At 49.5% G+C, this 25,503-nt stretch carries 24 protein-coding genes and 1 pseudogene; 5 read left to right on the top strand and 20 right to left on the bottom strand.

Going from position 1 to position 25,503, the window contains the following annotated elements; translation table 11 throughout:
• Positions 1 to 13: 13 nt before the first annotated feature.
• The 12 genes from JKK62_RS07800 to JKK62_RS07745 all read right to left on the bottom strand — a co-directional run bounded on the left by JKK62_RS07800 (position 14) and on the right by JKK62_RS07745 (position 12,878).
• Positions 14 to 3,181, bottom strand: a complete 3,168-nt coding sequence (locus tag JKK62_RS07800; protein ID WP_201427441.1) for an FtsK/SpoIIIE domain-containing protein — start codon at positions 3,179 to 3,181, stop codon at positions 14 to 16.
• Between the two features lie 15 nt (positions 3,182 to 3,196).
• Positions 3,197 to 4,456 carry a hypothetical protein gene (locus JKK62_RS07795; protein ID WP_201427440.1) on the bottom strand — a complete coding sequence of 420 codons (1,260 nt, stop codon included), beginning with the start codon at positions 4,454 to 4,456 and terminating at the stop codon, positions 3,197 to 3,199.
• A gap of 116 nt (positions 4,457 to 4,572) precedes the next feature.
• Complete coding sequence (locus tag JKK62_RS07790) at positions 4,573 to 4,896, bottom strand: hypothetical protein (protein ID WP_201427439.1); 324 nt, start codon at positions 4,894 to 4,896, stop codon at positions 4,573 to 4,575.
• A gap of 19 nt (positions 4,897 to 4,915) precedes the next feature.
• Positions 4,916 to 5,281 (bottom strand): hypothetical protein, encoded by a 366-nt coding sequence (locus JKK62_RS07785; RefSeq protein WP_201427438.1) that lies wholly within the window; start codon positions 5,279 to 5,281, stop codon positions 4,916 to 4,918.
• 14 nt (positions 5,282 to 5,295) lie between these two features.
• Positions 5,296 to 5,628 carry a hypothetical protein gene (locus JKK62_RS07780; protein WP_201427437.1) on the bottom strand — a complete coding sequence of 111 codons (333 nt, stop codon included), beginning with the start codon at positions 5,626 to 5,628 and terminating at the stop codon, positions 5,296 to 5,298.
• Positions 5,609 to 7,180 (bottom strand): tetratricopeptide repeat protein, encoded by a 1,572-nt coding sequence (locus JKK62_RS07775; RefSeq protein ID WP_207752158.1) that lies wholly within the window; start codon positions 7,178 to 7,180, stop codon positions 5,609 to 5,611. The genes JKK62_RS07780 and JKK62_RS07775 overlap by 20 nt, the downstream gene beginning before the upstream one ends.
• 23 nt (positions 7,181 to 7,203) lie before the next feature.
• The gene (locus JKK62_RS07770) at positions 7,204 to 8,436 is read right to left on the bottom strand and encodes a hypothetical protein (protein ID WP_201427435.1); all 1,233 of its coding nucleotides are present in this window, start codon (positions 8,434 to 8,436) and stop codon (positions 7,204 to 7,206) included.
• 30 nt (positions 8,437 to 8,466) lie between these two features.
• Entirely contained in the window at positions 8,467 to 8,808 is a 342-nt protein-coding gene (locus tag JKK62_RS07765; RefSeq protein WP_201427434.1) for a DUF6572 domain-containing protein, read from the bottom strand.
• A 15-nt stretch (positions 8,809 to 8,823) separates the two neighbouring features.
• Positions 8,824 to 10,314, bottom strand: coding sequence for a hypothetical protein (locus tag JKK62_RS07760; RefSeq protein ID WP_201427433.1), 1,491 nt, complete (start codon positions 10,312 to 10,314; stop codon positions 8,824 to 8,826).
• 32 nt (positions 10,315 to 10,346) lie between these two features.
• Positions 10,347 to 10,757, bottom strand: a complete 411-nt coding sequence (locus JKK62_RS07755; protein WP_201427432.1) for a hypothetical protein — start codon at positions 10,755 to 10,757, stop codon at positions 10,347 to 10,349.
• A 19-nt stretch (positions 10,758 to 10,776) separates the two neighbouring features.
• The gene (locus tag JKK62_RS07750; RefSeq protein ID WP_201427431.1) at positions 10,777 to 12,312 is read right to left on the bottom strand and encodes a hypothetical protein; all 1,536 of its coding nucleotides are present in this window, start codon (positions 12,310 to 12,312) and stop codon (positions 10,777 to 10,779) included.
• Between the two features lie 2 nt (positions 12,313 to 12,314).
• A complete protein-coding gene (locus tag JKK62_RS07745; RefSeq protein ID WP_201427430.1) occupies positions 12,315 to 12,878 on the bottom strand; it encodes a hypothetical protein in 564 nt (187 codons plus the stop codon).
• Between the two features lie 514 nt (positions 12,879 to 13,392).
• Here JKK62_RS07745 and JKK62_RS07740 point away from each other — a divergent pair.
• Positions 13,393 to 14,235 (top strand): aldo/keto reductase, encoded by an 843-nt coding sequence (locus JKK62_RS07740; protein ID WP_201427429.1) that lies wholly within the window; start codon positions 13,393 to 13,395, stop codon positions 14,233 to 14,235.
• 105 nt (positions 14,236 to 14,340) lie between these two features.
• A complete protein-coding gene (locus tag JKK62_RS07735) occupies positions 14,341 to 14,556 on the top strand; it encodes a hypothetical protein (protein WP_366503188.1) in 216 nt (71 codons plus the stop codon).
• A gap of 602 nt (positions 14,557 to 15,158) precedes the next feature.
• Here JKK62_RS07735 and JKK62_RS07730 read toward each other — a convergent pair.
• The 8 genes from JKK62_RS07730 to JKK62_RS07695 all read right to left on the bottom strand — a co-directional run bounded on the left by JKK62_RS07730 (position 15,159) and on the right by JKK62_RS07695 (position 22,155).
• On the bottom strand, positions 15,159 to 16,865 hold the full coding sequence (locus JKK62_RS07730; protein ID WP_201427428.1) for a recombinase family protein: 1,707 nt from the start codon (positions 16,863 to 16,865) through the stop codon (positions 15,159 to 15,161).
• The gene (locus JKK62_RS07725; protein ID WP_201427427.1) at positions 16,840 to 17,097 is read right to left on the bottom strand and encodes a hypothetical protein; all 258 of its coding nucleotides are present in this window, start codon (positions 17,095 to 17,097) and stop codon (positions 16,840 to 16,842) included. The genes JKK62_RS07730 and JKK62_RS07725 overlap by 26 nt, the downstream gene beginning before the upstream one ends.
• On the bottom strand, positions 17,097 to 17,939 hold the full coding sequence (locus tag JKK62_RS07720) for a ParB/RepB/Spo0J family partition protein (protein ID WP_201427426.1): 843 nt from the start codon (positions 17,937 to 17,939) through the stop codon (positions 17,097 to 17,099). The genes JKK62_RS07725 and JKK62_RS07720 overlap by 1 nt, the downstream gene beginning before the upstream one ends.
• Positions 17,936 to 19,330 carry a relaxase/mobilization nuclease domain-containing protein gene (locus JKK62_RS07715; RefSeq protein ID WP_201427425.1) on the bottom strand — a complete coding sequence of 465 codons (1,395 nt, stop codon included), beginning with the start codon at positions 19,328 to 19,330 and terminating at the stop codon, positions 17,936 to 17,938. The genes JKK62_RS07720 and JKK62_RS07715 overlap by 4 nt, the downstream gene beginning before the upstream one ends.
• Positions 19,291 to 19,647 carry a plasmid mobilization protein gene (locus tag JKK62_RS07710; RefSeq protein WP_201427424.1) on the bottom strand — a complete coding sequence of 119 codons (357 nt, stop codon included), beginning with the start codon at positions 19,645 to 19,647 and terminating at the stop codon, positions 19,291 to 19,293. Before JKK62_RS07710 ends, JKK62_RS07715 begins: the two co-directional genes overlap by 40 nt.
• Before the next feature lie 252 nt (positions 19,648 to 19,899).
• On the bottom strand, positions 19,900 to 20,232 hold the full coding sequence (locus tag JKK62_RS07705; RefSeq protein ID WP_201427423.1) for a hypothetical protein: 333 nt from the start codon (positions 20,230 to 20,232) through the stop codon (positions 19,900 to 19,902).
• A complete protein-coding gene (locus JKK62_RS07700) occupies positions 20,216 to 21,151 on the bottom strand; it encodes a ParM/StbA family protein (RefSeq protein WP_201427422.1) in 936 nt (311 codons plus the stop codon). The genes JKK62_RS07705 and JKK62_RS07700 overlap by 17 nt, the downstream gene beginning before the upstream one ends.
• A 116-nt stretch (positions 21,152 to 21,267) precedes the next feature.
• A complete protein-coding gene (locus JKK62_RS07695) occupies positions 21,268 to 22,155 on the bottom strand; it encodes an RNA polymerase sigma factor (protein WP_201427421.1) in 888 nt (295 codons plus the stop codon).
• Between the two features lie 252 nt (positions 22,156 to 22,407).
• Here JKK62_RS07695 and JKK62_RS07690 point away from each other — a divergent pair, with 252 nt between their 5' ends.
• The 3 genes and pseudogenes from JKK62_RS07690 to JKK62_RS07680 all read left to right on the top strand — a co-directional run.
• The gene (locus JKK62_RS07690; RefSeq protein WP_201427420.1) at positions 22,408 to 23,091 is read left to right on the top strand and encodes a hypothetical protein; all 684 of its coding nucleotides are present in this window, start codon (positions 22,408 to 22,410) and stop codon (positions 23,089 to 23,091) included.
• Positions 23,091 to 24,638 carry a hypothetical protein gene (locus JKK62_RS07685; protein ID WP_201427419.1) on the top strand — a complete coding sequence of 516 codons (1,548 nt, stop codon included), beginning with the start codon at positions 23,091 to 23,093 and terminating at the stop codon, positions 24,636 to 24,638. Before JKK62_RS07690 ends, JKK62_RS07685 begins: the two co-directional genes overlap by 1 nt.
• Positions 24,639 to 24,674: 36 nt before the next feature.
• A pseudogene (locus tag JKK62_RS07680) lies at positions 24,675 to 25,503 on the top strand (hypothetical protein); the annotation flags it as partial.

The raw sequence follows: 25,503 nt of genomic DNA, 5'->3' as shown, positions 1-25,503 counted from the left end.
TCACTGCTGCCGGTCACCTCCATTCTGTCAGATCGGGATAAACCGCCTTGAGCGGGTTTTTGAAGATCACCCGCGGATAGCGGAAAATGCTTTCGTTGCGGTTGGCGTCGGTGATCGCCTCGATGGTTCTTACCGCATAGCTGAGCTGGGTATCGTACTCGTTGACATTGCGCGACGCCTGCCGGATACGCGCGTTGTGCTTTGACGACTGGTAGAATTCGCTGTTGAAGCTGCCGCAGGAGGACACCAGACCGGCGCTGACCGGCGGCTCGATTTTTTCATCCTTGTTCGCTCCGGTATAGGCGGACTGGAAGTATACAAACTTGCTGCCCGTTCCGACCAGCAGATACGCCCTGCCGTTGCCGGGCATGGTGGGAGAGGCGGCGTCGGGTCTGCCGTCGAGCATTTCCTTGGACGCCGTGCGGGTCGCCACCTTCAGACAAATGCGCGATTTGGAGTTGATACGGATATCCTCGGTGATCGCGCCCTCGATGTTCTGGGAAACCAGAATAATATGGAAGCCGAGCGTTCTGCCGACGCGCGCGATGGTGGTGATCTCCGCGATAAAGTCGATATCGTCGCTTTCGCTGCTGAAACGCTTCAGCTCGGTGAATTCGTCAACGACCAGCACCAGATGCGACAGCGAGGTCGGTCTGGTACCGTTCGCACGAAATTCCTCCAAGCGCTTTTTCTGGGTGGGGTTGAGCGCATTGAGCAGATCCTCGTTCTCCTCGCCGTTCAGTATGCGCGTGACAACCTGCTCCGCACGGATATAGGCATCTGCGGTATCGACGCCGAAGCTGTTGAGAAGGATTTTGCGGCGCTTGATCTCGGCGTTGAGCACCTCCAAAAAGCGCTTGAGCATATAGAACGCCGAGATACCCTCGCTTTCACCGGCGGTATCGTCCACGACGCCGACGCAGTGCGGCAGGGTGCGGAGGCGGTTGGAGAAGCCGCCGCCCTTCATATCCACCAGCATCAGGTTGAGGTAGGTCGGGGAGTACTTCATGCACAGACCGATGAGGTAGGTGATGATGGTTTCGGACTTACCGGAGCCGGTGGTGCCGGCGACCAGCATATGCGGACCGTCCGCCTTTTCATAGAGATTCAGGTTGACAAGACCGTGCTCGTTTTTGCCGATCGGCACATCCAGATCACGTGTGACGTCGCTCTTTTTCCAGTTTTCGAGAATGATGTCGCGAATTTTGTTTTCGCTGACCATTTCGGGAGTATAGCCGTACATCTCGAACAGCGTGACCATGGAGGGCACGTTGCCGTTTTCGGCGATACGGCGGTAATAGATCGCACTCAGGCGGCGGTATGCGTCGCTGTAGGCTTTTTTGAGGGCGATACCGCTCGACTGACTTTTGTCGTAAAAGACAAACTCATTGTTGAATTTTATGTAGTCGATCAGGTTTTCAATGTCGCTGGTCACGTTGGCGTTGGTCTGAGAGCCGGATTTGCTCAGGCTGTTCAGCGTTTCGCGCGAGAGCACATTGTAACGGTCGCTCACCTTGGCGTGGGACTGGGTGTTGTCCGTCACCTCGATGATGTTGCCGCAGTAGCGCGGCAGCTGCGCCAAATGGCGGCAGGCAAACACAAAGGTCAGACCGTTTTCGTTGACATACGGTTCTCCCTCGACCGGCGGCGTCGGCAGGTATTTGGAAAAACCGGTTTCCTTGATATTGTAGTCGTGGAACACCACGCAGACGATCTGCGTATAGAGCTCCTTGGTCTGCTTTTCGGATTTTTCCGCGTCGTCATCCGCCTTCTTGACGCGCTCGCCCATAATGGTCTGTAATTTTCCGAAGGCGATACCGGCGCTCTGCTTGTCGAACACAAACTGCGAAGCGTCCTCAAACAGCTCGTTGAGGTGCGGCAAATAGCGGTAGTTGCGGATTTTTTCCTGACGGCGCGCTTCGTTGTCGTCGGGATCAAAAAAGAAAACAAACTGCAGATCCTCCGGCGTGTGGTAATAGGCAAGCTCAAACACCAAATGCTCGATCAGATTGTCGGTGTAGCGACGCTGCGGCTCGATGATGCCCAGCGCGCCGCAGTTCTGCAGATCCAAGACCAGCGGCGGCAGCTCGCCCTCGCGCTCCGCATTGAGGTAGCGGAAGGTCTTGGTGGAAAGATTGTAGGCGAGGTCGGTCAGAAGACCGTCGCGGGTCTGCGGGGGTTGTTTTGCATTTTTCTTTTTGGGCGGAAGGATGATCTCGATGCGGCGATCCTCGTCATCCTTGTGGATGCGGTAGCCGATATCGTAGAACATCTCATCCTTTTTATCGTTTTTTATCTCAAACATCGGCTGTACCTGACTGGACTTGCCGAGGTTGATTTTGAAGAAATCGGAATCGTTCTGTGAACGGGCAAAAATGGCGCGGTCGAGCACGGCGGTCTTCGCGAAGAGCTCATCCATGTTCGGATAGGTGGTGCGCAGGTAATTGATGTCGCTTTTCTGCCAGTCCAGAATGCGGTTCCAGATTCGGGTGAGATAGTTTTCGTAGTTGCTCTTCCATTCCGAAATGGATTTTTCGTTATCTCTGCCCTGTTTGAAGAAATTGTAGGTCTGCGTCGCCATGGTCGAAACCGAGGTCACCATCAGCATGGCGATCATGGAGAAGCCGGAAGCGTTGTCATTGAACAGCGCCATCAGCGAGCGTCCCGCAAAGAGAGCGCCCATAGAGATGACGGTGGGGATGATGATATCCCAAAACTTCCGTTTATGCTTGCCGGGCATTTCTCCAGGCGGAATGATGTCAATGACAGACGGCTCCGCAACTGCGATCCTGCGCGTACTGATATTGTACTCCAGACGCCGGTTGTCGATCAGCGACGGCATCCGATAATCGGGAAACAGCCGCTGCAGCGCCACCTGACCGCTTGACGGGATAACGACGCAGCTGGTGGTGACGATGCCGAGCTCATAGAGCTTTTTGTCCGCATTCGCGCCTACATCAATGAACGACAGCTCATTGATCGCGCGATAGAGCACCATCAAGTCTCGGTGGGTGCGTGCGTATGCCTTGAACAGCGCGAAATGCGTCCGGTCGTTTTGCTTGAGGCCGTAAAACAGCGCCTCCAGCATGGCTTTCAGCGTGATATCCTTGTCCATCAGCAGCACCAGCTCGGTGTTGTCCTGCTGAAAGCTGACAGTTAACAATAGCTCGTTATTCTTCATCGAGGGTTTTCTCCTTTATGACAGAACGGTCATCTGCGCCTGCTCTCTGCCGAGGGCGTCCAGCACCTCTTGCATCGAGGGAAGCGACACCGTGGGCGTCGGCGCTGTGAGCGGCTCGAAATGCAGGTCGGGCAGTGCGACAGGCGATACGGCGGGCATGGGTATCTCGACCGACGGCAGCGCTACCTGCGGCGCGGGGAGCTCCGTTGCCGAAACGGAAACAGACGGAATGGACACCGCCGTTTGCTGCGGCGCCGGCAACACGTCTGTCAGGCGCGTCGGCGTCGGCAGTTGAATCGCAGCGGAGGGAACGAGATCGTCGAAGGCCATGGGCGCGACCGAGGTTTTGAGCGCGGAAACAGCCGCAGGCTCGATATGCGGCAGCGCCACGGAGACTGCGGCAACCGGCGGCGCGGTAAGCTGCGGCGCGTCCATAGACGGCGTCGGCAGCGTGATGTCCGCGGCGGGAACAGTCGGCGTAAACGCGCCGAGGCTCTCCGGCAGCGCGTCCGCAGGCGGCGTCGGCAGCGTGAAGTCCGCGGCGGGAACGGTCGGCGTAAATGCGCCAAGGCTCTCCGGCAACGTGACCTGCGGCAGATCGCTGTCGGACAAAACGGGAGAGACAGAAACGGGCGGTATCGCGACCGTTGGCAGCGTGACCTGCGGCAACGCGACATTTTGGAACGCCGAGGCGTCAGGTGCGACCTTCGGCAGCGCCACAGGCGCGGCTTCAAGCGCAGGAATCGACACGGCGACTGCCGCGTCGTCGATCGTGGGTTGATATGAAAAAGCGGCATTGGGGATCGAAACGGAGGGCAGCAGCTCACCGGCGTCCATCACAGGGACGTCGGGCTCATAGGCAGCCGCAGGCTGCGGCAAAACAGCCGTTCCGTTCGGGATACCGCTGAAAATTTCGGGATCAATGACCGCCTCGGTCGCAAGCGTTACAGCCGACGGCTGTAAAGTGCACGGGGCGATGCCTTCAAATAGCGCCATATCCGGCGTAAGCGCCGGCACTGCCGCCGCGGCAGGCGCAGGGATGTCGCGCGGCGTGAAGATCCGAAAATCATTTGGATCGACGGCTGCCTCAAACGCAAGCGGAGGCAGCGCGGTTTCGGGGTGGGGAACGACCACTCTTTCCTTGGGCAGCGGTGTTTTCTGCGCAAGAAACTGTTCCATCGCCTCGGATTTTGCCCCATCCAGCAGCTTGAGCAACAGGTAGCGCTGGTGGGTTTTTACATGGGCGTCATATTGTTGTTGAAATAATTCTTCCATCGCTTTACTCCAAAAAAGCGGACGGCACAGCCGCGCAGCTGTATGCGGACAGCTGTGCCGTCATCAGATTGACCGGTTTTCAGGAATCACTGATTTATTTACGCGTTGGGCTATCTTTATTTTCCGCCTCTAATCGCCTCTGCCAGTCCATGGTCGCCCTGGTCAATGGTGTCGCGGTTGCCCTCGAGCAGCTTGCCGAGACCCTCGATCAGCTGAGGAATCTGCTTTTCCACAAAGAACGCAAGCGTTCCCTCGGTTTCGCTTCCGGGCATACCGATTTTTAATTCGACCAGCACATCCTTGGTCTCGCCCTCGAAGGTGGAGAGCTCCTTGTTGAGATCCGCGATAAATGCGGCGCCCTTGGACGCAAAGTCCTTGGATGCGTTCATGATCGCGTCGTGAGCTTCTACTATTTTTTGATTGTCAACCAACATTGCCATAAGTCAAATCTCCCTTCTCTTACTCAGCTGCGCCCTCGGACTGACCGAGGCTTCTGTTGTTTTCGCCGAGCTTGGGATCCAAACCCTCGCCCTTTATCAATGCCTTTTCGATGCTGTCAAACAAGCCCTCGCCTTCCTTGTCGAACATGGACAGGAACTGGTCAAAGGTGCCGCCTGTTTCCAAAAACGTCTTGACGTTGTTGGTGTAGAATTCCTTGAAGCCGTCGGCAGCGTCCCCCTGGAAGCCGGAGCTCATCAGGGTGTTGACCGTGCTCTCAAGGTCAGCGGTAAAGGTAGCGACCGTCGCACGAAAAGCCGCGCAGACTCCCTTTGCCTTTTGCATCTCATCGTTTAATACTACTCTGTTTGTTGAACCCATCGCCATAATGAAATTCCTCCTTAGCGTGTTGTTTTGTTTTTCAATATTCTGTCGAGTTCGTCATATTCATCAAACAGCTTGTCATAATAAACCCCTGAGCCGTTGACGTTGCCGATGATGGTATCGAGCGTATTGGACATATGCTGAATGACCTTGCTCATATTGTCGATCGGTTCCAGAAGCACGTCGCGGACAGCAAAATTCATTTCGTGTCCTGCGGGGGTATTGAGGGCTGTTGTCAGATTCTTATACATATTTTCCAGCTTTTCGCGAAGACGCCGGTTGCGTTTCTGCAGCTGCGCCATTTCCGCCGCTGCGGTTCGAAACGCCTGATCATTCAGGTGAATTGCCATTTTCTCCGTCCCCCTGTGCCTTTGCCTTGCGGATCTCCTCCGAGAGCTCGTCCTTTACCTCCGGCGGCAGACAGCTGCAAAGCAGTTCGGCGTTCTCAAAATCTCCCAAATCAATGTAGCAGCGAATGCGATAGGACGCCGAAACATAGTCGGTGGGATCCTCCAGCATCCGCTTCGTCCAGAAATTCAGACGATCGCGGTATTTTTTCTGCCAGTTTTCAGCGCCCTTCAGCTTGCCGATGCGCAGCTCATAATAAATGCCGAGATACCGGTTGGCGGTATAGGCGGAGGATTGCAGCTCCGCCGCCATTTCGAGCATTTTGTCGTAATCGTTCTGAAGCTCGTAAGCCGAGAGGTACAGACCGTTCAGCAAATCGCGCTGCACATCCGTCATGACAAATACGTCGTGCAGCTTGTAAGCCTCCGGTGCGGCGGCTTCCGACGCCGGCAGTCCGTCAACAGGCGTAAGGCACTTGCGGATCTCCTCGGTGATGTACTCGGGATCCTCTCCCTCCAAGTCGTACAGCGCTTCCTCGATGCGCTCGCTCAGCTCCTCAAACTCGCCGTTGTCCCATCTCTCCTGCATCAGCTCCTCCTCTTCCTCGGGAGAAAGCGTGGAGTCGGAGGCGGGATCGGCAGACGCGCTGTTGTGCAGCATCACGGAAAAGCCGCTGTTGAAGGACTCGACGGGCGTGACCGCCGCGTCCAGACAGGCGATCGCCTGCTCGGGCGCTTCCAGTGAAACATAGGTCTGCGCCGCGCGCAGATAGAGCTCAAAGACCTCATCGACGGTCGGCTTGCCGTTTTTCAGCGCTTCATCAAGCACCGACAGCGTGCGCGTGTACCGCGCGCCGGAGGTGTCCTCCGGATCGCTGAGGAAGGCGTAGGAAAGGCGGTCGTTGTAGTAACTCATGGTGAGATCGGCAAACTTTTCCGCGCGCTCCAGCTCCGCTTTGGCTTCCTCAAACAGGTTGAGATCCATAAAGATGCTGAACGCAAGGCTGTACGCCTTATAATCCTTCGGCTGCAGCAGCTTCATCTGGTTGAGCGTGAAGATCGCCTCACGGTAGTTCTTCTGTGCCGCGTAGCAGCCGGCACGCTGCTGAAGCAGCTCGGTGTCAACGCCGATGTAGTCCTCCGCCTGCTTCAGATTCCGCAGCGCGTCGTCATAGTCCTCCTGCTCGGTGTTGATCATGCTCATGATCTTGTAGATTTGACCCTTGAGCGTTTCATCGCAGTTGTTTTCGAGCGCGCGGGTCATCGACCGCAGCGAATCCGCCGTGTCGCCTGCCATCGCCTGCGAATAACCCAGCAGGAAATAGCCGTTGCCGTTGCGCTTGTCGATCTTGAGCGCTTTTTTGAAGTAGGTGATCGCGTCACCGGCGTTCTCCATCGACATACACGCCTTGCCGGCAGCATAGTAGCCGTCCGGCTTGTCGGAAGAAACGTCGATCGCCTGTTTGGCAAATTGCAGGGCGATTTCGTAATTGCCGCCCGCAAACGCGGTACCGGAATCCGCGACCAGCTTGTCAAAACTGACCTGATTCATCATTAATCTCCTCCCTTGATAGTTGGTTACGATATGTTCGCCAGTTTAAATATTTCCTTGCCGCCAATGGTAAAATCAAAGTCGATATCAAAGAACTGTTTGAGTCCGCCGCCGACGAGACCTTTGACGCCTTTTTCGCCGAGATCCCACAGACAGCTGAAAATCTTTTTGGTTACCATCGGCATCACGCCGTTGCGAATTGTTTTCCATGAAATGTTTTTGATCTGATGCCTGGCAAGCTTGGTCATCACCATTTTATAGGAAGCCTTATAACTGCCCTGTCCGGCAAAACGGCTGAACATCGGAACCTTTTCGGCGAGCCATTTATTCACGCCCTTAAACGCCTTGTCCTTCACGGAATCTCCTTCAAAGAAGCTGCCCGTAAAGATTTTCTTGGTGATACCGGTCAGCGCCAAGTCGATCACTACGTCAACCAGCAATGTTTTGAGAGAAAGCTCCTTTCCCTCAAGCGCACATTCCAACCCGTTGCGCAGCAGCGAGGTGAGCATACTGCCGACATACGGATGACCCATGGCGGTAAAGACCGCGTCGACCGCGCCGGTGATGCCGCCGATCAGCATGGCGTCGAGCGCACCGTCAAAGAAGTTCTTGCCGTTGAAGAGGTTGCTGATTCCGTTCGTCAGCAAGCCTCCTAAAATACCGACGATACACCCGATACAGGCAATCGCAACCAGACCTCCTACTCCGGTCGCAAGCAGGAGAACGGAAACGACCAACAGCGCGATGACTGCAAGCGCCTTAAGCACGGTAGCCAGATTCTCTTTAATCCACTCGACGGCGTCGCAGACGAAGTTCGCGATTGCATTGCCGATGCTACACAGACCGTCCCATGCGCCCTTGATGGCGTCGCCTGCTTTTTCGCGCAGACTCTTTTCACACTCGGGCTTGAGGTAGCCGTATTGCTTGTAAAAATCCTTTTTTAGCTGTTCAACCTTGCCCGCAGCCTCGTTATCCACTTGACCGGTATCCGCGATCATGGTGTCGAGCTTGTCGTAGGCGAGCGATATCGCGCCCTGCTTTTGTTCCTCACGCGCGATCGCCCGACCGGTGCTCGCGGAGGCGGCGCTGACGTCAGCCGCCGTTGCCGCCGCGTTCACCTTGCCGCGCAGCGAGCCAAGCGACTGTGTCAGGGAATTGGTATTCTTTTTTGCACCGGTAAACGCCGTGCCGATACTCCCAAAGCTGCCCGCTCCGAGACGACCGCTGATCGTATTGCCGGTAATCGTGATAGTAGCCATAATCTAACCCACAACTAAAATCGGTTTCTATTATTCATTGATAGGGTGGTATTCGATCGCCAGTTTGATCGGATACCGCATTTTCTTAAGCTGATTGTCGTATTTTTCTACCTGCCGCACGATTGCTCTCGGCGGCTGATCTGCACAATATACATTGATCTCAAATTTTGTAAAGTCTGTTTCCGGATGCAAAAAAGCCATGTAATCCTTGTTGAGCACAAACGCAACGTAATTTTGCAGCTTCATCTGCATGATCGCCCAGTGCGCCGCGACATCCCGCCATGGCATATGGTCAAAAACAAAGAGATAGAGCTTATCGCTTTCGTCGGCTCCTATTGCCCAGTCATCGATTTTATCCAACTCATGAATCATACGACTCACCCCTCTTTAACGACCGGCGTTGAAACCGGAAACCACGCCGGGTGTAAATCCTTGGAAAAACTTTTGCACACCATCCTGCATGGTGCCGAAAACAGAAACAAAGTTGCTCGGTCTAACGACAGTCACCGGCATATTCTTTGGCAGAAACGTTTCGCCTGTCAGGTTGAAGCCCTTTTTCGTCAACTGAGCGACATCGGACAGTCGGAAATTGTTATTGACATATGCATTGGTTTGCCCGCCGCCCTTTGTCGTCAGACTATTGGTAAACGGCGCTGTCTCCGAGCTCTTGTATTCAAAATTGATGATTTGACCATCCTTGGTCACAGCCACCTCGTCCATCTTGATCGTGGTGCCGCCCTTGGCGGTGCCGCCTTTGATTTTCATCGTAATTTGAGAATCCGACTTGGCGTATTGGGGATTGTTCTGTATCTGATCATGTCCCATTTTTTCAAATCGCGCACCCTGATCCTTGAAATCTTCCGCTGCAGCAAGCTCTTTGTTGATGCGCGAATTGGTACGGATTTCGCCGATCTTAAAGCTGATACCGCCCGTGATACCGCCCATCACGCCGCCCGCAAGCGAGGCGACGGCGACATTTTGAAAAATGAAGCCGAAGTACTCTCCCGCCGAACCGTTGGTACCGTTGGCGGCAAAATACTGAATCGTGCTTGTTACAAAGGAGGAGCCTCCGCTGGCAATCGCGTTTGTCCACGCGCCGCGCCATACCGCCTGAAGCATATTCGTCGCCAAGGGCATAGAGCCGGCGAAATATCCGCCGATCGCACCGCCGACAGCGCCGCCGATACCGCCGATGAGCATGGCGTCCAGAGCGCCCTCGAAGAATCCCTTGCCGTTTCGAACGTTGCTGATACCGTTTGTGAGCAGACCGCCCACAATGCCGAAAATACATCCCCAACAGGCGGCGGCGAGGATACCTCCGACGCCGGTGGCGAGCAGAACGACCGAAACCACCAGCAGCACGACGACCGCGATGGCTTTCAGGATCACATCCAAGTGCTCCTTGCACCATTCATAGGCGTCGCAGACGAAGTTCGCGACGGCGCTGCCAAATTCGCACAAGCCATCCCATGCGCCCTTGATCACGTCCTTGATTTTTTCGCGGCGCGATTTTTCACATTCGGGCTTGAGATAGCCGTATTGCTTATAAAAATCTTTTTTTAACTGCTCCACCGCGCCTGCCGCCTGATTATCCACGTGCGCGGCGTCGCTGAGCAGCCGATCGAGCTTTTTGTAGGCAAGCGAGATCGCGCCTTCCTTGCGTTCCTCGCGCGCCAGCGCACGGCTGCTGCCGGCGGACGCGGCGCTGACGTCAGCCGCCTGCGCTGCAACGTTCACCTTGCCTCTCAGCTGGGAAAGCGTCTGTGTTAAGGAATTGGCTGTTCTTTGGGCAAGGCTCATCGCCGTGCCGATACCGGTAAAGCTGCCGACGCCGAGACAACCGATGAGCGTGTTGCCGGCAATGCTGATCGTAGCCATATATTACTCCTTATCCATACAAAAGGAAAACACTACTTAAACTGATAGACGATCTCCGCGCTGCCGCTGCGGGGATCATACTCAGAGCTGACCCGAGTCGTCTTATAATAGTATACAATACCTCCGGGCTTGCGTCCGCCGGGTCTGCCGTAGGTTTTTCCGAGCCATTTTTCATTCAAAGCCCTGGGGTCCTTGAATTTCTTATAATATTCGTCATCTTGAATCTGCACGGGCGTCAGCGACACCTGTTTCAGCAGACCGCTAATAAACAATAAGGTAAACCGAAAGCGCACCGCGTGAAAACGGATCGGACGAAAGCTGATCAGCGTGACTGACGAGCCGTCTGCAACGGACTGTACCAAAAATTCCTGTAAAACCGCCTCCGACAGCTCGTCGTAACGCATATTGTCGTGAAGCGAAAAGAGTTCTGTTTTGAGAATCATGAGCATCCTCGGAAAAATGTTAATGCGCCAGCACGGACGTAGCGCCGGCGATAATCGAATCAAGATTAGCGATCACGCTCTCGATGCGTGAAGCAAAACGGCAGGATTCGCGGAATATTCCGGTAGCCGTGGTTTCCATGGCGGTATATGTTGACACGGGAATCGCGGTATTCGTCAACGCCTCGGTTCCGGAACGAACCAGAAGACCGTTTTCCACCAGCTTATCGAAGTTTTTGATGTAATACTGCGGCATACCGCCTGCGCCGTACTGCGGATTCGCCAATGTCTGCGGACTGAAGCCCGCAGGGAGCTTATTGGTTTTGACCACGTATTTCGTGACATTGGGACGATAGAGCGCGTCATTACTGAGCTGCTCGGCGGTTTTGTCATAGAACGGCTTGACCTGCAAGCCTTCCGAGAGGGTCTTGGCGTTGTAGCCCGATTGCCGGACAGCGTCGACGGTCGTTGCATAGCCGGAATGTGCGTCGTTCGGACCCACCTCCATGACATAAATCTCCTGTCCTTTGGTAAGGTCGATATTTTCGTATTGATCGACGCCCGGATAGCTCCTGTTGCCCTGCCAGTGCTTTGCGGTATCCGCAGGACTTCTCTGGCCAAAGAAACCGTCCGGCTGTGACATTCTGAACCGGACGCCGCCGGAAATGCCGCCGATGACGGCTCCGAGAGCCAAGCCGCTCAAGCCGCTTTTGAGAATACTGTCGAGCGAGCCCTCGCCTGTCATCAACAGATGCAGTGAGGCGCCGGACATATTGCTGATGCCGGTTGAGAGCGAGTTGGTCAACGCGCCCTTGCCGATTGCCTGCAGCAGCGTTTTGGCAGGACCGAGCTGGAAGCCGATACCGCCGGAGATCGCACCGGAGATTGCGCCGGTAATGGCGCCCTCGAATGCGCCGTTTTCGAAGCCGGTCAGGAACGAGCCGCCGTTGAGCATGGAGGTGACGCCGCCTGCCACGCCGCCGATGACGGCTCCCGCAATGGCGCCCCAACAGGCGCCCATGATAATGGCGGCAATCAAACCGCCTCCCGGGGGGAAGATAATCAGCACGACGACGGCAACCACCACGATAATGGCCGTGACGATCAGCTTCCAGTGCTTGTAGCACCAGTTGGCAACGCTGATGTGGAACTCGACAAAGGCGACTCCCGCGTCATACAGGTGCTCCAGCACGTTCTTCTCGCCGTCGGGCTTGAGATAGTAGTAATGCTTATAAAAATCGTTTTTCAGCGCATCGATCCGTTGCGCGACGAGATTATCAACCGTTCCGACCTCTGCGATAAAACTGTCCAGACGGTGATAGACCAAGGTCAGCGCGGTGGCTTTCTGCTCCTCGCGGGTATGCAGGCGCGTATCCGTGCGCATACCGACCTCCGGCATGGTGGCGACGGATTCGAGCTTGATCTCCAAGCTTTTCAGCCCCTGCGCAAGCGATTGCGTAGATTGAATGGTGCGTTTCAGCGAGTTGCCGAGCGCGGAAAAGCTGCCTGCGCCAAGGCAACTGCCGATCGTATTACCTGCTACCGAAATCGTTGCCATTTTCACTCACCGTTCTGCCATCTGCGCTGGTATTCGCGCATTTGCGCATAGTAGTTATTGGCGCGCGCCTGTGCGGCGCGGCTGTCGCCGACATTGCGCAACTGCGCGTTGACGCTCTCCAGTTCGCTGCTGTTATGGTTCACCGACTGCTGCACACCGTTGAGCTGCTCCTCCAGCATACGGCGGACACGCCCCAGATCCGAAGCGATGGTGCCCAGATCCGTTTGGGTGTCCTGTAAATCAGAGGCATAGATCGCGCTGATATCCGCAACGCCGCGGTCGCTCGCAAGAATTTTTTGAAATTCCTCGCTGACTGCCACGATCCCGCGCTTGACGGGCGGAAAATGGCTGTTGATGATTTCGGCGCATTTTCTCTCGGCGTCCTGCACCAGCGCCAGCTTGCGCTGCAGCTCGCGCAGACGCGCCACATCGCGACTCAGCGCCTGCTGCAGACTGTTGCGCATACCGCTGAGCTCTTGTGTTCTTCGGTTGATCTGATTTCTATCTTCCACGGCGCGACTGTACTGAGAGCGCGCGTTGTAATACAGCTCTTCATAATTGGGCAAAATGATCACTCCTTATCCGCCGGAATGATGTAAGCGACAGTTTTCGACGCTTACGGATATTTTTCGATATTCATGTATATATTACCATATTTGTCAATGAATTTCAATGCTTTTTATTAAAAAACCGAGAATTCTCAGACAATATTCGTATCAGTTCAGCCCTATACAGAAATACAATCGTTGAGATTATCAGCAATTTATCGGCAAAAAAGCCTTCCTCCGAGGGCACTGTTATTATCATAAGGATCGGAGCAGACGGTTTCCTCCGGCGTGTCACCCTGAGCGGAAGCGGCAAGGAACTTGCCGCGTGAGTCGAAGGATCCCCATGACAGAGGAGCGACGTTTCTGCCACGGATTGGGAGATCCTTCGACTATTTTGCTAACGCAAAATTGCCCTGCGGGCACCGCTCAGATAATATAAAGTGACCCCTCTTGCAAAACGTGGATTTACCTGTCATAATGGAATAAAAAAACCAAAACACAGGACTTACCAAAAATATAAGGAGAATAAATTATGACTACAATTAAACTCAACAACGGAATCGACTTCCCCGTGATTGGGATCGGAACCTTTATGCTCGCGCCCAAGGACGCGGAGAACAGCACCCGCGAGGCGCTTAAGATGGGCTACCGTATGGTAGATACCGCTAACGCTTATGTCAACGAGCGCGCCGTCGGCAGAGGCGTGAAGGACAGCGGCTTGAAACGCGAGGAGGTCTTTATCTCCACCAAGCTCTGGCCGAGCGAATATGAGAACCCGAACGCGGTTGACGAAACGTTTGAACGTCTCGGCGTTAATTATGTCGATCTGCTCTTTATCCATCAGCCCGCAGGCAATTGGCTCGCAGGCTACCGTCAGCTTGAGAAAGCCTATAAAGAGGGCAAGGCAAAGGCGATCGGTATCTCGAACTTTGAGGGCAAGTACATCGAAGAATTACAGACGAAATGGGAAATCGTGCCGCAGTTCATTCAGGTTGAGGCGCACCCCTATTTCACACAGAAGGAGCTCAGAAAAACGCTCGACAAATACGGCATCCGTCTGATGTCGTGGTATCCGCTCGGTCACGGCGACAAGAGCCTGATGGAGGAGCCGGTCTTTGCCGAGCTCGGCAAGAAGTACGGAAAAACTCCCGCTCAGATCATTCTGCGCTGGCATACGCAGATGGGCTTCGTTGTCATCCCCGGCAGCAAAAACGTCGCTCACATCAAGGATAACCTCGACATCCTCGACTTCGCTCTCACAGACTACGAGATGGCGCAGATCGCCACGCTCGACAAGGATCAGAGATACTACCACCGCACCGACGCGCAGCTCGTGCAGTTCGCCGCGTGGAGACCTGAGTTTGAGGTAAAATAATATGACATTAACAGGAAACGAAGATTTAAGAGTTATCAAGACAATCGAGGGCATGAGAAATCCGAGCTTGTTGACGCGCTAACCATCAACGAGCTTCCCATCGCTATGGAGTGTGAATTCATCGAATATCAGGACGGCGATACGGGCTTGGGCGTGATCGGCAAGGTACTGCGCACTTCAGTGGAAGAAGCCGTTATGAAGGACGGCAAGGTGGATATCGACGCGCTGGAAGCCATCGCATTTGACCCCTATACCCACGGTTACTACAAGGTCGGCGGCAGAGTCGGCGACGCGTTCAAGGACGGATTGAAGCTGAAATAATCGAAAACAGAACCGTATCGGAAGGGCAGAGCCTATCTCAAGCGTTTGCTCAACTCAAACGAGGATCAGAATAGCGTCGGCTGCCTGTCGTTTATGAATCAGCGATTCTGAAATACAGCAATGTGATTTGCTCAGCAGTATTGGTCATCCACAGCAAAAAGGCGCACTCCTGCTATTTCTGCAAGGACACGTTCAAGGATATGACCACCGACAGCAAATAAACCGATAACAAAGAATTGGTGATCATTCCCGACGCGGTTCATTCCGATCCATATGACAACACAGACGTTATTTCATTTGATAAAACGAAAAACTATTTCAACGCAATGTAAAAGGTTTTTTAAGTGACACAGAGAAAACTTGACTAACGTTTTTCTCTATGCTATACTATCCCAAAACCTCATAGGAATGGGAAAAATGTCGTTCACCGAAGGTGCGTAACCCTCAGGTCCATGTGAAAGCAATTTCATGCAGGTTCAAGTCCTGTTACCTGCACCAGTATGAGTGTTCATAACGGATTTAAGTTATGGACACTCATTTTTTATTTAATTTCATCCGGTTTGTATGTGGTGAGCAGGTTTTGTGCCTGCTCACCTTTTGTCTTATGCGGATTTCACTGTGGGAATATACTCCACATCTACGCCCTTCCGGGTGTTGGCTTTGTAGTTTTCGTCATCTGATGACGGTAGTTCTAAGTAACCGACAAAACGATAATAGATGACGATGCGTTGAGTGTAGTTCTTTTTGCCGCCTTCTTTTTCATATACATCAATGTGATCGATAAGCTCTCGGAGCATTGGTGCTGTCAGCGAATCCATCTCCATAAATTTACGGACAGCTTTAAGAAAGTCATCTTTGTTTTGCTCCATCTCGCTGATTTTGGCAAGGCGTTCCTTGTACTCAAAAATCTTTGTTTTCAGTTCAAGACGTTCAACCTCGTATTTATGGGATAGCTCCATATACATCTCATCGCTCAACTTGCCCGATACATTGTCCTCATAGGTTTTGGCGAAAAGCGAAGTGAGCATTTCATTTCGGGCGGTTGCCCGATTTAGCTCTGTTTCCAAGGTTTTCTGCTCCGCCAACATATCGGCATTGGTTTTTTCGGCGAGGAGCTTTGCAAATTCTTCCTCGTGGGATTCCAAATACTTTGCTAATCTCTTTAATTCAAGCATAACGACCTGCTCGATAGCGTCGGCACGGATATAATGGCGGGTTTCGCAATTCCCACGGGTATCCTTCTTATAGTTGGAACAGCTGAAATAATGGATTTCCTTGTTGGTAGTATTCGTGTGATACCATAACTTGCTGCCGCAATCGGCACAGTAAAGAAAATCGCAAAACATATTCTTCTCGCCGTTTTTCTGTTTTGGAGCACGGCGCTTTGTCTTTACGACAAGCGTCTGCACTAACTCAAAATCATCACGGTTGATAATCGGTTCGTGAACATCCTTGAATATAACCCAGTTTTCTTTGGGATTATCGTAACGCTTTTTATTCTTGTAGGATTTGGAATAGGTTTTGAAATTGATAATATCGCCACAATACTCCTGCTGAGTAAGTATTTTGGTAACGGTGGTTTTGCACCATTTGTATTTGTTAGGCTGCGTTACCTTGCCGCCTTTTCGAATTCCTTTTAAAGCCCAATATACTATCGGAATCGGCACCTTGCGCTCTTGCAAAATACGGGCAATCGTTTCGTTGCTCTTACCTTCAAGCGCCATTTTGAAGATGTCACGAACGACCTGTGCCGCTTCGGGATCAATAACCCACTTCTTAGGATTATCGGGAGATTTGATATATCCATATGGCGGCGGAGCTAACGGCTCGCCTGTGCTACCCCTGATACGATAGGATGATCGACATTTTTTGCTAATGTCCCTTGCGTAAAACTCGTTCAACACATTTTTGAACGGCGCAATTTCACTTTCACCTTCGTCGCTGTCGATATTGTCGTTAACGGCGATGAACCGAACATCTCTGTCGGGAAAATAGGTGTCCATATAATATCCGACCATATCGTATCGCCGTCCGAGACGGGACAGATCTTTGACAATCACCGTTGAGATATATCCGAGGTCAATGTCCTCGATCATCTTCTGAAAGCCGGGACGCTCGAAATTTGTACCTGTATAGCCATCGTCAACATAATATCGGGTATTGCTAAGTCCATTTTCCTTTGCAAATCGTTTTAATAGTTTCTTCTGATTGGCAACCGAGTTGCTGTCGCCTTCCACGCCGTCATCACGAGAAAGGCGGCAGTACAAGGCGGTAATGCCTGCCTTATCCTGTTTCTTCTTCGACTGCAATGTTGTCCTCCTTTCCAGCAGCCGAACACACATTTTCTGCTGTCATAGTATCATTTTCCTCGGTGATTATCAAATGTGCGAAATCGCTGTTTATAATCTTTTTAACACAGGTTGGAAAAGAGGTGTTGTCCTCTTTCCGTCCTGTGTGCTTGAACGCTGCCGACACAATGTAGGTAGCGCCGTTGACCTTGTATTCGTGCTCTTCGCTGTAAAGCGATTGAATAATGCTCATTATCGTTCCTCCCTGTTGCGCTGTCTGCGTCTGTAATCGTCCTGCGCTAATTTGAGTAAGCGCTTGTAAATATCCTGCGGCGTGAAATTCTTCGGGAAATACTTGCTCAACACATCATACTGAAAACTGATTTTCTCACGCTGATTCGGTTTTTCCTCAGATATGATTTTTGATATGGTATCGCTGTCAAGTTTGCCTGACTGAGAGAGCTTTTTCATTTGGATTGCCTGTGAGAGCGAGGGCGTTTTGTCCTCAAGCTCAATCGCTTCAAGCAAATCCTGTTGCTCACATTCGGTTAAGTAGGATAGCTCCACACCGACGGAAAAAGCAATACGCTGTTCATCAACCATTTTGAGAATATCGGGGATGAGCTTAGTCAGACGGATATAGCGTTTTACTGTATCTTTGCTGGTTCCCTCCTGTTCGGCAATCAGCTCAGTCGATAACTTCGGTGCAAGTTGCTCCGAAGTGAGATCAGTACGCTGTCCCTGATGCTTGAGCGCTTCGGCTTTCAGCTTGTAAGCAAACGCCTTTTCCGACGGCAGAAGATGCTCCCTGTGGAGATTGCTGTCCACCACCATAATCGCTGCTTCGTCACGGCTAACGGGACGAATAAAGGCAGGTACTTCTAAAAGCCCTGCCTTCTGCGCCGCACGAAAGCGGCGGTGTCCCGATATGATTTCATATTCATCTGTTGTGTCCTCTAACGGACGTACAATCAGCGGCGTCATAATGCCCTGCTGCTGAACGCTCTCGATTAAGCTGTTCATCTCGTCGTTGTCGAGCACCTGATAAGGGTGGTCTTTGAATTCGTGTAATTTGTTGATTGATATATTGGTCATCTTTCATAACTCCTTTGTTTCGTTTTATTTTGGTGATAATATTTGTACTTGTACCTGCCTTGCTCCAGCTGCTTTTCCTGTTCGATCAAAGCACGGAGTCGAGGCACTTTGTTTTCAATGCGCCCGCAGATAATAAGCTGCTTGCGCAAGGGTGTTAGCTTCTTTGTGATTTCTCTGCATTGTTCTTTTAGAGAATAATCTTCTTCGGGTGTTTTCGCTCTGCGTATTCGGTTACGGATATGCTGCCGCTCGGTTTCATAGGCTTTGATTTGCTCGGCGATTTCCTTTCGGCAAGATACAAAATCCTCTGCGCACTCCACGTTGTGGTCACGAAGGAAATGGTATTCCGCCAGCGTTCGGTCGAGATTCTGTATTTCCAATCTCAACTCCGGAGAAACAGGACGATAATCACGCTTTTGCACGTTGTTGCCCGTGATGAGCTTGGCGATAGTGATAATAAGCTCAAACAGCGCCGTGATAACATCAGGCTCTGTTCTTTTCTCAAAATCTCTGATTCTCACTATCAGCGGTTGGCGCTGATAATACGATTTCGGTGTATAGAAATCCACAAAGTATTTATCCTCACGCTGAGATTGAAGCCGCCTAAGTATCGCTTCTCTGGTGTAATCCTTGCCGAGACTGCTTAATCTGACAGGCTTCAGCCAGTCAGGAGCGATCACTGACGGATGCTGATATTTGAAAGTCCGCACAAACTGATAGCCGAGCGACCGTAGATATAATTCAAAATCAAACGGCTTGATCGTACAGGCTAACGCTTCATCGACATCGTGACGCAGCATATCCTTGTGCGGTATTCGTCCGCTCTTGCGTACCCAATACGCTTTATCGCCGCCGTAGAACGGAGCATTTTCAATCACGGATTTTCCATACTCACGGCAGACCTCGTCGGAAATTTCACGCAGCTTGTAATGGTCTGAAATATGATTTTCAAACTTCCTCCCGGTGCGGAAGGACACACTGTTTAGGACAATATGATTGTGAATGTTTGCCGTATTTAGATGCGTCGTCACGACAATCTCATAATCATCGCCCCACATACGACGTGCGGTTTCAATGCCGATACGGTGTGCTTCTTCGGGTGTGATCTCTCCTGACTGAAAGCTCTGATAACCGTGATACGCTACGTTGCCACCAAGTTTACCGAAACGCCGCTTTGTGGTCATCATCTGCTCGTAAGCTTTTTTCTTCGTGCAGTTGATACCGCTGACATACATCGTTTGATCTGTCTTGTCTCTGTTCTCAACGTAATTGAGTGTTGTAGCTAAGTCATCATCAAGATATTTACGCTCGATAGTTTTATCGGGATTCTGAGCGTAATTGATAACATCCTTTAACCGTCTTTTGACGGGCCAGAAACCTGTTGTTGCCACATCGCTACCTCCTCACGGATTTGCTTGGCAGAGGATTTCTCCGGCAAGAGTAACTGCCGTTGGATTTCATCAACTGTTTCAAGCAATCTGCGCTCGGTATCAGGTGATACCTTATCGGTAACCTCGTCACACAAACGGCAAAGCATTTGGAAGAAATCATAAAAGACATCAGGCGGCACTGTTCTCGGCGCATAGCCCAATGTCCTTTGCCTGACATATTCGGATTGAGATATGCCGCAGCTCTCGGCAAGCCGGGCTATCTTCATTTTCTCGGACTGCGTAACTCGCAGCTCGATTCTTGCATTTTTATCGTTCAAAAATATACCTTCTTTCTTCGGGTGTTAGGGTGTCCCTAAAGATTTACAACAGCTTTGGAGCTGTTGTATTTGGAATTTGCCGTACAAATTCCCTGCTTGCTACAGTATAAGACAAACCCGCCCTGTGGTAATACGGGACGGATTCTGTTTGCCTTATACTGCTGATAATATTTCATCTTTTTATAATTCTGTTGTGCCGTCAAAGTGACGGCAGTTTTGTTTATCGTCTCAAAATTTGCCGTCATCGTGCCGTCAATCAAACAGTTTAAGGTCGTCCATAATATCTTGTTCGGCTTCTTCCTGTTGTTCTGCGGTCAGTGCCGGAGCGTTTGTCATAGGCTGCGGAGCGAAGTTTGCTTCCGCAAAGCAAGCCCGCATTTCCTCACGGATAATACTTCGGATATCTTCCTCGTGCTGTTCACGGGTAATTGACTGCAAATCCACATAGTCCGCAAGAGCGTCTATCATAAACTGGTTGCGAGATTGGAACTTCTTCACGTCAAGCGTTTGCATAAACTCGGCAAGATTACGTTCTCGTGCATCAGTTAGGTCAAATCGTACCGTCATTTTATACACGTCCTTCATTCTTCGCCTCGGCTCTCAGATAAACGTCTGCAAGATATTCATAGCCTTTAGCTGCGGCACAAATGTCATCAATGAACTTTACACGGTCAAGCTTGCTGTGATAGAAATTCTTGATTAGGCAACCGCCACCGCCGCAGACGTAGAGCTTCATCGTGCTTCCATCATAGCCGTGTTCACGCAGACGACGGAAGATCTCAGCAACATATTCCTCCGCAATTGCCGTGATAATCTCCAAATCCGAATCGGGAATATCCGCTGTGCCTGTCCGCAACACCTCGTCAATAATATAATCGTTCAGCTCTCGGCGTGTCTTGCGCATAAAGCCTTCACGAATAGCGAGGGTGCATTGATAAGTGCCAAACTTCTCGGTGAACATCTTACCGCTCTGTGGCTTGCCGTTGACAAGATAGAGTGTGTTCATCGTACCATTGCCAATATCGGCTACCATACTCAAGCCTTTGAGCGTGGATTTGATTGGAACAACAGCAGAATATCCCTGCGGATAGATTTTTACATCACAGATTCGGATATGATAATTTACATTCCGAAAAGTGAACTTTACCTCCTTGTTCTTTGACAGATATGCGGCAAAATCTGCTTTCTGTCCGCTTGTCCAAGTCAAGGGCAAGCCTGCGGCGATAATTACATCCGCCTCGGTCAAGTTAGAATCTGAAAGCTCGGTTGCAATAGCCGCAAGGGTAAGGATATAGTAATCCTCGTCCTTCTGCTTTTCGGGCAGAAACTCCTTGTGACCTTCGCCAATCAGATAATACTTGCCGTTATAGATAAGCATATCCTTTGTGAACAGCGGCTCGCTGTCGTGGGCGGTAATCCCCGTCTGGAAACAATGGTTAGCGGTTTTGATGTTGCCGTAACCGTGGTCGATACCGATAATAACTTTGTCTTTATAACTTTTCATAATAAAAAACCTCCTGAAATAGTAAAACTGCCCTGAAAAGTGGGGGCAGTTTTCAAATAATTAATTGTGTAGTTTTTGGCATAAAAATAACACCTACCGAAAACAATCAGTAGGTGCTATTCAAAGCCGATGTCTGTATTTGTTTGTTCTTGGAATATTCTTCCGATTTTATCAATGCGCTTTTTCACGGCACTGTGAGTTTTATAGCCGACCTTATCCGCTATTTCCTGATAGGTAAAACCATCAACACGAAGTTCCAATATCTGCCTGTCTTTTTCGGACAACTTAGCCATAAACCGCTCAACATCAACCTTTGCAGTTATATCGCCTTCCAAGTCGATACTGTCATCCGCTTTATCCCACTCAGCTCCGTCGTGATTTTCCTTGTAATCCTCCTGAAAAGCTTCGAGTGAGACCATCGGGTGCTTGGTTTTCTTATGATAATAGCTGTTTTTAAAGTCATTCTTCTGTTGGCTATATCTATAATCGAAATCCTCAAAGCACTGATGCTCCTTGACAACGGCGAGGATCTCATTCATTCCAAAGCGTTCCATTGTTTTCGGAACAATATCCTTCAAAACAGCGTCAACATATTCGTCGCTGACAAAGTTGAAAAGCGTAGTTGGCTGAATATCGTTAACAAGGCTCTCAATCGGCGGCAGCACACCCTCGTCCTGCATAGTTTTGATCCAGAAAGACGGTGCGTGAGAAAACTTCCAAGCCGGGTGATCGCCTGAATATATTTCCCGTCCTACATTCAATCCCATATAGTCCCACACAAGATAGTGGAATGCGTCCTTTATCAAAAGATTGAATTGGTCGCTTTCAATCAGCTCAATCTGTTTCCAATCTGTGAACAGCTCATAGGGATAACGTGAAATCTGAAAAGGGAGCTCGCCGCATTTGTCGAGCAACGACTTTGGCAGAAAGTAAAACAGGGGGATATATTCTACATTCTTGTACCGTGTGACCTTGCCATTTTTGCGCTTGATTTTGATTGGCATTTGTATTCATCTCCTTTCCGAGGTTAGGTGCCTCTATATTTTAAAGACGCTTCTACCATTGAATTGTTCCAAAGTCTTAAAATATTTTTTCAAAAATTTCTCCTATTATAATTTTAACAAATCAGCTGTCCTATATATGGGACTTTGCTGCTAAAACACTCGTTTTTTTGTGTCATTTTAATTGATATTTTTCCCGTGTATGTTATAATATAGGAAATAGATATTTCCGGTATTTAACACACAGGAGGGATTATGATGATTGGCGGAATGGTAAAAAAACTGATAATCGTTACAGGTGAAAAGGAATCTGTATATGCTGAATTGTTATCGTCGCTTATTACACTTAAGGATGACGACGTAGAAAACAATACCGTTGTAGGAATCAAAGACGGAAGTGTAGAAGCAGTCGTCTGGAACGAAGATATATATAACGATAATAAGGCTCAACTTGGCTCAAACACAAAGCTTATCTTCATAGGGAAAAACAAATCTTCCGAAGCTGTTATTCCGAGTATTAGGTTTGACAAGGATATGGCTAAATACGGTGTAAATGTCGGCTCATTAGGAAATAAGGCAGTATTATATATTGAATCAAATACACTTTTTAGCAATAAAGATTTGTATGATGGTTTTTATGAGAAATACATCGAATTAACAGAACGCTTTGATGACAGTGTAGCAGATACTGAATCTATCAAAAAAGCTACTCACACCGATGGTATTGGAGAAGCGTTTAAAAAAGGAACTAAAGCCGTTAAAGGATTGTTTGGAAAAATCAAGGGTGCGCCTGCAGGAAAAGAAAAAAATGAAGGGACAGATTTCTTTAAAATCGGCACTAAAATCGAATCAAGCAAATTGATTTCCGACCAGATGTTAAGATATGCCGTCTTAAGCTTTTATTTGGACGGACTTGCTGGATTTATGGAGATTAAGTAATGAGTATTGCTTTTGAACAAGGGCTAAAGTTTGTTTCTGATAATATGGGTGCAGCTTTGGGCGGACATATATCACAGCTTTGGATTGATACAATAAACAGTCAGATTGAATCCATTTCAAGTGATATTATGACAAAAGTTCAATCTAATGATTTGCCTGCTGATAAGCTTCAAGGATTTGTAGCTGAAATATGGCATTCAGGAACTTTTAACGCTGATTCCGCTGTTCATCATTCTGCCGCAACAGCCAAAGCGCCTGATGTAAACACATACGCTTCCGCTGACGTGGAATTCGGCGGAAGCAGAGCCAGTTTAAAGTATTATAAGGATGCTAAAAGCTCATATGCTGCTCAATCAGAAACACCATATGAACGATATATGCATCTTAAAGCAAAAGCAGAGAAAACCGGAAAGAGCTATGAATCGCTTGACGAATTCCTTGGAAAAAGGAAAATCAAGAAAGAAGATATGCATAAGTCTATGTATCAAGGTCAAGCAAAGCTTATTCCCACCAATCAATTGTTAGATGCCCAAAATCTGTTAGATAAAAAAATAGCGGTAGCGCAGGCTAACGGAAAGCTGGATCAAGTAGCTCGATACAAAGAGGTACAAGCAACATTAACAGATATTCTGTCTGATAAAAAAGGAAATAAATCAATTCCGCTCAGCAGAGAAGACGCTCAAAGATTAACAAGAGCAGCAAAAGAAGGAAACCTCGATCAAGAATTATTAAAAGAATGCGGTTTAGATATAAATCAGTTAGTGACGGCAAAAGACATAATGAGCGAAGCCTTTTCAGCCGGGTTAAGTGCAGCAGTTATTTCTTTCGTTATAGGAATAGCTCCCACAATTATTGACGGAATATCAATGCTCGTTTCCGAAGGTGAAATAGATCCTAAGCTGTTTGCGGAGATGGGATATAAGGGCTTGAGTTCTGCTGCAAGGGGATTTATTAACGGCTCAATTACAGCTGCACTTGTAGCTTGTTGTCAAAGCGGCAAGCTGGGAACTACGTTGATGGGCGCAAATGCGTCAATGATTTCTACGGCTGTTGTTTTGATGATTGGAACGTTGGAAAGCGGAATAAGACTTGCTACAGGCAGAATCAATAAAGCACAAATGGCTGAGGAAATGTCTCGATTGTACATAACAACAGCCTTTTCTGTGGGCGGAGGAATCGCAGCAAGTGTGTGGTTTGTCGAAACACCTCCACTTGCAATGGCGGCATATATGCTCGGCAGCTTTATCGGCGGTGTAATTGGCGGATTCGCCTACAATTTAGGGCATAGCCTGTTTATGTCATTTTGCGTTGATTCCGGCTGTACTTTCTTTGGCTTGGTGGATCAAAATTACGAGTTACCGCAGGAAATATTAGATGAAATCGGAATCGATGTTTTCGATTACGAAAAATTCGATTATGAAACTTTTCAGTATGATAGCTTTCAGTTTGATGCCTTTACTCCGGATGCGTTTGAATATGACAAATTCGGCATTACTATTATACGTCGTGGAGTAATCGGCGTTGGTAAAATTGGTTATCAATATTAGTTTAGTTATATTATTGCAAAAAACGGGGAATGTTTTATGTGTAAAGGAAAGGTAATAAAGCTTTTATCTGCTGCTTTTCTTACAGTAGTGTTACTTATGACAACAATTAGCGCTATGGCAGAAGAAAATGATAATCATTCAGGTAATCGCTATTATTTAGGTGAATCTGTAAAAACCGGATGGGATAACGGCTATAAAGGCGAAGAAAAAATCACAGAAGGAGATGTCCATTTCAACTGGAAGATCGGTGAATTCTATGTTGATGGTTTTACCTCTACAGTTAAGGGTGATGATGATACTCCTATTTTCTTGAAAAACGTTGGCGATAAGGTTCAGCTGTGGTTCAGTCTTAAGCAGAATATTGATAAACTTAATAACGATGAAAACTTATCAATATCAGAGGATAGCAATGGCTCTGATGAATATTTCAGCGTTCCAAAAACAAATTTCGGGCGTGGAGTTTTGATTATTCGAAAGACAGACTATACCAATGCAAAGAACGATCCGATTATATACAAAGATTATCTTGCTGCAAAAGCATCTCCCGACGCAGATACAGAAGTAGAATTATGCGAGGAAGGCGATTATGAAGTAGCGCTTGACTATGAAATCAAGAACGATCCACGCAAGATTTTTGATGTATCAATTATCCCTACATATTCAAATTACAAAATATTCTTCAAATTCTCTGTCCGCAACGGAAACAGTATGGTTTATCCCTTTGATGTCAAAACCAAGGGAGAATTAAGCAACACATCAGTAACGGAAAATGGTTTTTATCTCGATTTCGCCAACTCACACTATTTGGATATAAATATACAGAAATTAGTCCTTAACGAAGGTGCGAATGGACTTGCGGAAGATG

It is taken from the genome of Ruminococcus difficilis (assembly GCF_016680995.1).
This window is presented reverse-complemented; position numbering and strand designations above follow the sequence as displayed.

Coding starts and splice junctions, on each gene's coding strand:
- JKK62_RS07800 (WP_201427441.1), bottom strand. CDS start 3,181: ATGAAGAATAACGAGCTATTGTTAACTGTCAGCTTTCAGCAGGACAAC.
- JKK62_RS07795 (WP_201427440.1), bottom strand. CDS start 4,456: ATGGAAGAATTATTTCAACAACAATATGACGCCCATGTAAAAACCCAC.
- JKK62_RS07790 (WP_201427439.1), bottom strand. CDS start 4,896: ATGGCAATGTTGGTTGACAATCAAAAAATAGTAGAAGCTCACGACGCG.
- JKK62_RS07785 (WP_201427438.1), bottom strand. CDS start 5,281: ATGGCGATGGGTTCAACAAACAGAGTAGTATTAAACGATGAGATGCAA.
- JKK62_RS07780 (WP_201427437.1), bottom strand. CDS start 5,628: ATGGCAATTCACCTGAATGATCAGGCGTTTCGAACCGCAGCGGCGGAA.
- JKK62_RS07775 (WP_207752158.1), bottom strand. CDS start 7,180: ATGATGAATCAGGTCAGTTTTGACAAGCTGGTCGCGGATTCCGGTACC.
- JKK62_RS07770 (WP_201427435.1), bottom strand. CDS start 8,436: ATGGCTACTATCACGATTACCGGCAATACGATCAGCGGTCGTCTCGGA.
- JKK62_RS07765 (WP_201427434.1), bottom strand. CDS start 8,808: ATGATTCATGAGTTGGATAAAATCGATGACTGGGCAATAGGAGCCGAC.
- JKK62_RS07760 (WP_201427433.1), bottom strand. CDS start 10,314: ATGGCTACGATCAGCATTGCCGGCAACACGCTCATCGGTTGTCTCGGC.
- JKK62_RS07755 (WP_201427432.1), bottom strand. CDS start 10,757: ATGATTCTCAAAACAGAACTCTTTTCGCTTCACGACAATATGCGTTAC.
- JKK62_RS07750 (WP_201427431.1), bottom strand. CDS start 12,312: ATGGCAACGATTTCGGTAGCAGGTAATACGATCGGCAGTTGCCTTGGC.
- JKK62_RS07740 (WP_201427429.1), top strand. CDS start 13,393: ATGACTACAATTAAACTCAACAACGGAATCGACTTCCCCGTGATTGGG.
- JKK62_RS07735 (WP_366503188.1), top strand. CDS start 14,341: ATGGAGTGTGAATTCATCGAATATCAGGACGGCGATACGGGCTTGGGC.
- JKK62_RS07725 (WP_201427427.1), bottom strand. CDS start 17,097: ATGAGCATTATTCAATCGCTTTACAGCGAAGAGCACGAATACAAGGTC.
- JKK62_RS07720 (WP_201427426.1), bottom strand. CDS start 17,939: ATGACCAATATATCAATCAACAAATTACACGAATTCAAAGACCACCCT.
- JKK62_RS07705 (WP_201427423.1), bottom strand. CDS start 20,232: ATGAAGGACGTGTATAAAATGACGGTACGATTTGACCTAACTGATGCA.
- JKK62_RS07700 (WP_201427422.1), bottom strand. CDS start 21,151: ATGAAAAGTTATAAAGACAAAGTTATTATCGGTATCGACCACGGTTAC.
- JKK62_RS07695 (WP_201427421.1), bottom strand. CDS start 22,155: ATGCCAATCAAAATCAAGCGCAAAAATGGCAAGGTCACACGGTACAAG.
- JKK62_RS07690 (WP_201427420.1), top strand. CDS start 22,408: ATGATGATTGGCGGAATGGTAAAAAAACTGATAATCGTTACAGGTGAA.
- JKK62_RS07685 (WP_201427419.1), top strand. CDS start 23,091: ATGAGTATTGCTTTTGAACAAGGGCTAAAGTTTGTTTCTGATAATATG.